Source organism: Kitasatospora sp. NPDC007106 (assembly GCF_040634455.1).
In the GTDB taxonomy this organism is placed as follows: Bacteria; Actinomycetota; Actinomycetes; order Streptomycetales; family Streptomycetaceae; genus Kitasatospora; species Kitasatospora arboriphila.
This window is the reverse complement of the sequence record NZ_JBEYFP010000275.1, coordinates 1-7,605: the sequence shown is the minus strand read 5'-3', so window position 1 is coordinate 7,605 and position 7,605 is coordinate 1. Positions and strand designations below refer to the sequence as shown.

Here is a 7,605-nt window from a genome sequence, read left to right as displayed (position 1 = left end):
CCGCCGCGGGGCGGGTACGGCGGGCCCGCCGGTGTGCTCGCTGCCGACCGCCGAGGACTGGTTCGCCGGCCCGCGGAAGGGTCTGGACGAGCTGCTGCGGGAGCGGGCGGCCGCGGACGTCACCGACACCCGGCTGGCCGTCCGGCGCACCGCGGACTTCCTGCGCTGGCGGTACGGCGACGCGCCCGGCCTGGACTACCGGGTGCTGACCTGCCACCGCGGCGGCGAGCTGACCGGGGTGGCGTTCGGCCGGCCGCGGCGGCGCGGGCCGCTGGCCGAGTTCACACTCGCCGACGTGATCGTCCGGCCGGGCGACCGGGGCAGCGCGGCGCGGCTGCTGAAGCAGGCCGCGAAGGCGGGCTGCGACCACGTCGCGGGCCACCTCGCGGCGGGCACCGAAGCCGCCGCGGCCGCCCGGCGCAGCGGCTACCTGACGGCTCCGCGCACCGGGATGGTGCTGGCCGCCCGGTCCCCGTCCGGTCCGCTCACGGCGGGCCGGATCCCGGCCGACTGGCGGTTCAACCTGGGCGACCTGGAGGTCTTCTGATGGCCGCTCCGGCGGTCGCGGCGAGGCCGGCGGTGACGGCGGTGGCCGCGCTGGCCCGGCGGGTGCCCTGGCCGTCGGCGGTGGCGGCCGCGCTGGTGGTCGGCTACGTGACGCTGTTCGTGCTGGCGATGGTGCACACCGGGTACGACACCTGGGGGGCGCTGCTGGTCCTGCCCGCGCTGATGGCGATCGGCACGCCGGTCCTGGCGCGGGTCGCCGCCGCCAACCCGGAGAAGGACGTCTTCCGGCTGCTGATGCTGGCGATGGCGCTCAAGCTGCTGTGCGCCTTCCCGCGGTACCTGATGGCCTTCGTGCTGTACGGCGGCGCGGCCGACGCCAAGATGTACCACCAGCGGGGCAGCGAGCTGGCGCTGTTCCTGGACACCCACAGCCCGCTCTCCGGGACGTTCCACTACGACCTGGGGATGAAGGTCGCCGGCACGGGCTTCATCATCATCGTGACCGGCGTGGTGTACGCGATCACCGGCCCGTCGCTGGTCGGCGGCTTCCTGGTGTTCTCCTGGCTGGGCTTCTGGGGTCTGCTGCTGTTCTGGCGGGCGCTGCAGATCGCCTTCCCCGAGGCGGACTCCCGGCGGTACGCGAAGCTGGTGTTCTTCCTGCCGTCGCTGCTGTTCTGGCCGTCCAGCATCGGCAAGGACGCCTGGATGATGTTCTGCCTGGGCCTGACCACCTACGGCGTGGCGCGGCTGCTGGACCGCCGGTTCGGCGCGTTCCTCTGCATCGCGCTGGGCTCGCTGGGCACCGGCATGGTCCGCCCGCACGTCACCGTGCTGGCCGGCGCGGGCCTGACGGTGGCGTACGTGCTGCGCCGGCGGCCGCAGCAGGTGAGCGCGCTGGGGCCGCTGCGCACGGTGCTCACCGTGGTGGTGCTGGGCGTGATGGTGATGCTGATGCTGCAGCAGGTGTCGACGTTCTTCGGGACGAGCGGCACCGGCGGCGACAGCGTCAACCAGGTGCTGTCGGAGACCTCGCGGCGCACCTCGCAGGGCGGGTCGGTGATCAACCAGGCGGCGGACGACGAGTCGCCGCAGTTCAGCCTGAATCCGGCGGGGCTGCCGGTGGCGGTGGTCAGCGTGCTGTTCCGGCCCTTCCCGTTCGAGGCGTCGAACGTGCAGAACCTGGTGCAGTCGGTGGAGTGCTTCGCGCTGCTGGTGATGTTCATCCGCAGCTGGCCGCGGCTGAGTCAGGTGCCGCGGTGGTTCCTGCGGCGCTCCTACGTCGCCTTCACGATCGTCTACACCCTGCTGTTCTGCTGGGCGTTCTCGACCATCAACAACATGGGCATCCTGTCGCGCGAACGCGTGCAGGTGCTGCCGCTGGTGCTGGTGCTGCTCGCCGTCCCGCGGCCGGACGGGGACCGCCCGCGGGTGCGGGCGCACTCCCGGCCGCCGCTGTGGCGGGTGCAGCCCGGCCAGTGGGGCGGCCGGCCCGAGCCGCCGCCCGGTGGTGCCGCACCGTCCGGGCCGGCACCGCCCGACCCCGCCGCGGCGGCACCCGCCTCCGCGCGGACACCCGGCAACCGACCGACCCAGGGGGGATCGACCCGACCATGACGACCACCGACCTCGACACGCCCGCCGCCCTCGGCGGCACCCCGGCCTTCCCCGACGGCCTGCCGCTGACCCGGGTGAAGGTCCCGCACGCCGACGAGGCGCTGACCCGGATCGCCGCCGTGCTGGAGAGCGGCCAGCTCACCAACGGGCGGACGGTCGCCGAACTGGAGGAGCGGGCCGCCGAGCTGCTGCGGGTGCCGCACGTGGTGGCGGTCTCCAACTGCACGGCCGGTCTGATGCTGGTGCTGCAGGCCGCCGGGGTAGGCGGCGGCCGGCCGGTGCTGATGCCCGGCTTCACCTTCTCGGCGACCGCGCACGCCGCGCACTGGGCGGGCGGCACCCCGCTGTTCGCGGAGGCCCGCGAACAGGACATCACCCTCGACCCGGAGGACGCCGAGGCGCGGCTGAAGGCCGCCGACCGGCCGGCCGCGCTGATGGCCACCCACGTGTACGGCACCCCCTGCCAGGTGGAGCGGCTGCAGCAGGTCGCGGACACGGCCGGGGTGCCGCTGGTCTACGACGCCGCGCACGGCTTCGGCAGCGCCCGCGGCGGGGTGCCGATCGGCGGCTTCGGGCTGGCGGAGGTGTTCTCGATGAGCCCGACGAAGGTGGCGGTGGCCGGTGAGGGCGGCCTGGTCGCCACCCGGGACGCCTCGCTCGCGGCGACCCTGCGCACCGCCCGCGACTACGGCAACCCGGGCGACTACGACACGCTCTTCCCCGGGCTGAACGCCCGGATGAGCGAGCTGCACGCGGCGGTCGGCCTGGCCTCGCTGACCGGCCTGCCCGAGCGGGTGGCGCACCGCGGGGCGCTGGTGGAGGTGTTCGCGGCCGCGGTGGCGGGGCTGCCGGGACTGCGGCTCGCCCTGCCGGAGCCGGGCGACACCTCGACCTTCAAGGACCTGACGCTGATCGTGGACGCGGCCGCTTTCGGCCTCGGTGCCGCGGAGCTCGGCCGGGCGCTGAAGGCGGAGGGGGTGGACACCCGCCGCTACTTCTTCCCGCCGGTGCACCGCCAGCGCGCCTACGCGCACCTCGGGCAGGCGGGGGCGCTGCCGCTGACGGACCGGCTGGCCGACTCGGTGCTGACGGTGCCGCTCTGGTCGCACATGGACGCGGCGGCGGTGCGGCGGGTGGCCGGGGCGGTGGTGAAGGTGCAGGCGCACGCCGATCGGCTCCGGGCTGCCGGAATCTGACGGTCCGTGGGGTGTCGCGGGCGGGGCCTGCGGGGCCGCCCGCGGGCACGGCCCGGCCCACCCGGAGCGCAACCCGGTACGACGACTGGGCGGAACGGGTGACGCCGGTTGGACCGCGCCGTCCGGCCTCGGCAGGATGGCCGGCGGGGCCGAAGGGCCCGGCCGGGCCGGGCCGGCGCGGCCCCACGCATTTCGAGGAGTCACCCGGTGCTCAAGGGATTCCGCAGCTTCCTGCTGCGCGGCAACGTCGTCGACCTGGCGGTCGGCATCGTCATCGGCGCGGCCTTCACGGCCGTGGTGACGGGCTTCGTGACGGCGTTCCTGACCCCGCTGATCGGCATCGCCAGCGGCGCGGTCGGCGACTACAGCAAGGAGTCCTTCAGCGTCGCGGGCACCGTCTTCCCGTACGGGGCGTTCCTGAACGCGCTGATCAGCTTCGTGCTGATCGCCGCGGTGATCTACTTCGCCGTGGTGGTGCCGGTCGGGCGGCTGCAGGCCCGCTTCGAGCCGCGCAAGGACGTGCCGGTGGCGAAGGCCGACTGCCCGGACTGCCTGAGCACGGTGCCGGTCGCGGCCGTCCGCTGCGCGCACTGCACGACGGAGCTGGCGGGCCGTCCCGGCTTCCCGGCGCAGAGCGTACACGTCGGCTGACGTGCGGCTTCTCCGGCGGGTCCGGTCCGTCCGCGAGGCGGCCGGGCCCACCGGCGCGCGGTCCGCACCGCACGCCCTCCGGTTTCGGACGGCCGAGGGTCCGACGAGCCGACGTCGGCGGTTCGCCCGGCGTTCGACCGGCGGTCAGGGGGATCGGATGGCTTGAACTGGTCGACAGTATGTCGGATTTGCACACTTTCGAGCGTTTCGATCGAGCGAAGACTGTGTGAACGGTCGAAATCCCACCTCTTCCACTCTCCTCAGCAGGCACGTTGTGGGCTTACGGTATGCCCCATGACCTCGCCCCGCTCCTACGACGGAGTCGGCTACCCCTCTCCGTCCTTCTCCTCCGGCACGCCCATCTACGACAGCCTCGTCGCAGAACGCGGTGTCCCGCAGATCGCGCCCATCAACGTGCCGGCGGCCCTGCCCCCGGCCACCTACGGCTCCGGCTACGGCAGCAGCTACGGCAGCGGCTACAGCACCGGCTTCGACAGCCCGGTGAGCAACCTGCCCGCGCTCCCGCCGGCCCGCCTCGCCCTGGGCCCCGGCCCCAGCAGCGGCCCCGCCACCTCGTACATCCCGGCGCAGACCGCGCCGTCGATGTACGCGGCGGCCCCGCAGCCGGCCGTCCCCGGGTACGGCAGCCCGCAGCCGTACCTCCCCCCGCAGCGCCCGCAGGCGCCGGTCTCCCCCGCCCCCCAGGCCGGGTACCAGACCGGGCAGAGCTTCGGCGGCCAGAACGGCTTCGCGTCGGCGCCCTCGGGCATGTCCGGCCAGCAGTTCGGTGCGCAGGGCTTCGGCCAGGGCCCGCAGCAGGGTTTCGCCGACCAGAGCTTCGGCGGCAACCAGCTGCGCCCGGCCGCACCGGTCGCCCCGGTCCGTCCCGTCCAGCAGCAGTACCCCGGCCCCGCGTACTACCCGCAGGCCGGCTGACCGAAGCCGCACCACCCCGGCGAACGAGGGCGCCGGGCGGAGCAAGGGCACGAGGTCTTCCTCTCCGGGGCCGTCCGGCCCGCCGTACCAGGCGGACCGGGCGGCCTCCGCGCATTCCAGGCCGCGGCACCGGAGCACCGCCGCCGACTGGCAGGATGGGGGCATGCCGCAGCTGACCGCCCTCCACGTCTATCCCGTCAAGTCGACCTACCGGCTGAGCCCGGACAGCGCCGGGGTGGAGCCGTGGGGCCTCGCCGGCGACCGCCGCTGGATGCTCGCCAACCCCGCGGGCCGCGCCGTCACCCAGCGCGACGACCCCTCCCTCGGCCAGTACCGCACCCTGCCGCACGCCGACGGCTCACTGACCGTCACCGACCCCGACGGCGCGAGCATCCGCATCCCCGCACCGAGCGCCGCCGCCGGCGACCCGGCCGCGCAGGCCGACGTCTTCGGCACCTTCTTCCCCGCCGTGGAGGCCGCGAAGGAGGCACAGGTCTGGTTCTCCGACCGCCTCGGCGACGTCCGCCTGCTGCACCTCGACGACCCTGCCGGCAGCCGGCGGATCGACCCCGAGTACAGCCGGCCCGGCGAGACCACCAGCATGGCCGACGGCTTCCCGCTGCTGCTCGCCACCACCGCCTCGCTGGCCGCGCTCAACGAGCACCTCGCCGCCGACCACCCCGCCGGCGACCGGCGGGCCGAGCCGCTGCCGATGGAGCGCTTCCGCCCCAACCTGGTCGTCTCCGGCACCGGCCCGTGGGCCGAGGACGGCTGGCGGCGGATCCGGGTCGGCGAGGTGGTCTTCCGGGTCGCCAAGCCCTGCGGCCGCTGCGTGGTGACCACCACCGACCAGGAGACCGGCGAGCGCCGCGGCCCCGAGCCGCTGCTCGCGCTCGGCCGGCACCGCCGCTTCGGCAAGAAGCTCGTCTTCGGCCAGAACCTCGTACCGGAGCGTCCCGAGGGCGTCACCGGCGACCTGCTCGGCACCCTGCGGGTCGGCGACGAGGTCACCGTGCTGGAGGAGGGCCCGCGGCCGCAGCCGGACGCCCGGCGCTGACCGGCACCGCACCGTCGCCCACTCGTTGTAGTGCGCGGACGCCCCCGCGCCACGGCCGGGGGCACCCCGCGGGCGGCCGACCATCGCAGGGCTTCGACGAAGGTGGGGATGACAGACCGCATGGCAGAACAGAGGGTCCGGGTCACGCAGGACAGCGGGTCCCGCTGGCGGCGCCGCGCCGGCGAGTACGACACGCTCCACGAGGCCCTGGCGGCCGCCGAACCGGGCGACACCGTGACCGTGCGGCCGGGCGTCTTCCGGGAGGCGGTGGTGATCGACAAACCGGTCACCGTGCTGGCCGCCGAGGGCCCGGGCAGCGTCCGGATCAGCCCGCCCGGCGGGGTGCCGCTGACCGTCGCCGCCGCCGCGACCGTCCAGGACGTGATCGTCGAGGGCTCCGACCGCTCGCTGCCCGCCGTCCTGGTCACCGCGGACGGCGCCCGCCTCACCGGCTGCCGGATCGACACCCAGGCCTCCGCCGGCGTCGAACTCGGCGACGGCGCCTCCGCCGTGCTCCGCTCCTGCACCGTCGCCAACCCGGCCGGCCTCGGGGTGCGGCTGCGGCCCGGTGCCCGGGCCGGCCTCCAGGAGTGCGAGGTCTCCGCCGCGGGCCAGGCCGGCATCGCCGTGCTCGGCGGCGCCGCCGCCGTCCTGGACCGCTGCAAGGTCCACCACACCGGCGGCGCCGGGCTCCTGCTCACCGGCGCCGGCAGCGGCGCCGAACTGACCGGCTGCGAGATCTACGAGATCCGCGGCAGCGGCGTGCAGGCCGAGGACGGCGCGGTCGGCCGGCTCACCGACTGCACCGTGCACCGGGTCACCGGCAACGGCCTCACCCTGGACACCGATGCCGAACTGCTGCTCGCCGGCTGCCGCATCCACGACCTGCCGGAGAACGCCGCCGACCTGCGCGGCCGGGCCCGGCTGCGGCTGGAGCGCTGCACCCTGCACACCTTCGGCCGGGGCGCGCTCTCCGTCTGGGACGCCGGCACCGAGGTCGAGGCCGAGGGCAGCGAGATCCACTCCGCCGGCGGCGACTACCCGGCGCTGTGGGTCAGCGACGGCGCCCGCCTCGCCCTCGCCGACTGCACCCTGCACGACCTCCCCGACGCCCTGTTCGTGCTCGACCGCGACTCCCGGGCGAGCGCCGCCGACTGCTCGTTCAGCCGGATCCGCTCCTCCGCCGTCTCGGTCAGCGGCGGCGCCACCGCCGACCTGACGGACTGCCGGATCCAGGAGGCCGGCACCGGGCTCTGGTTCCGCGACCACGGCAGCGGCGGCCTGCTCACCGGCTGCGAGATCGCCGACGTCGCCACCGGCGTGATCGTCGCCAAGGGTGCCGACCCGGTGCTGCGCGAGTGCACGGTGCGCGGCGCGGGCGACGCCGGGGTGTACGTCTCGGCCCAGGGCCGCGGCACCTTCGAGGACTGCCGGGTCTCGCACGGCCGCGGCTTCGGCTTCCACGTCATCGACGGCTGCCGCACGGTGCTCACCCGCTGCCGGGCCGAGCAGAACGGCCGGGCCGGCTTCGAGTTCTCCGAGGCGGGCCCGGTCACCGAGGGCTGCGTCTCGGACGACGTCCCCCCGCCGCCGCCCGCGCTGCCGGTGCCGCGCGCCGCGCTGCCCGCGGCGCCGCCGCTCGCC

General features: G+C 75.3%; 6 protein-coding genes and 1 pseudogene. All 7 read left to right on the top strand.

From position 1 onward, the window contains the following. Positions 1-547: pseudogene (locus tag ABZ641_RS20585) on the top strand (GNAT family N-acetyltransferase); the annotation flags it as partial. After that, positions 547-2,121, top strand: a complete 1,575-nt coding sequence (locus ABZ641_RS20580; protein ID WP_359983671.1) for a hypothetical protein — start codon at positions 547-549, stop codon at positions 2,119-2,121. The pseudogene ABZ641_RS20585 and the gene ABZ641_RS20580, both read left to right, overlap by 1 nt. Then, positions 2,118-3,317 carry a DegT/DnrJ/EryC1/StrS family aminotransferase gene (locus tag ABZ641_RS20575; protein WP_359983668.1) on the top strand — a complete coding sequence of 400 codons (1,200 nt, stop codon included), beginning with the start codon at positions 2,118-2,120 and terminating at the stop codon, positions 3,315-3,317. Before ABZ641_RS20580 ends, ABZ641_RS20575 begins: the two co-directional genes overlap by 4 nt. A gap of 207 nt (positions 3,318-3,524) precedes the next feature. Further along, complete coding sequence (gene mscL, locus ABZ641_RS20570) at positions 3,525-3,968, top strand: large conductance mechanosensitive channel protein MscL (RefSeq protein WP_344625064.1); 444 nt, start codon at positions 3,525-3,527, stop codon at positions 3,966-3,968. Positions 3,969-4,262: 294 nt separating this feature from the next. Next, positions 4,263-4,904: a DUF6643 family protein gene (locus ABZ641_RS20565; protein WP_344625065.1), complete on the top strand. Its 642-nt coding sequence runs from the start codon at positions 4,263-4,265 to the stop codon at positions 4,902-4,904. 163 nt (positions 4,905-5,067) lie between these two features. Further along, positions 5,068-5,961, top strand: coding sequence for an MOSC N-terminal beta barrel domain-containing protein (locus tag ABZ641_RS20560; protein ID WP_344625066.1), 894 nt, complete (start codon positions 5,068-5,070; stop codon positions 5,959-5,961). Between the two features lie 120 nt (positions 5,962-6,081). Continuing rightward, positions 6,082-7,605 (top strand): right-handed parallel beta-helix repeat-containing protein (locus ABZ641_RS20555; protein ID WP_359983664.1); only part of this gene is annotated, 1,524 nt, incomplete at its 3' end.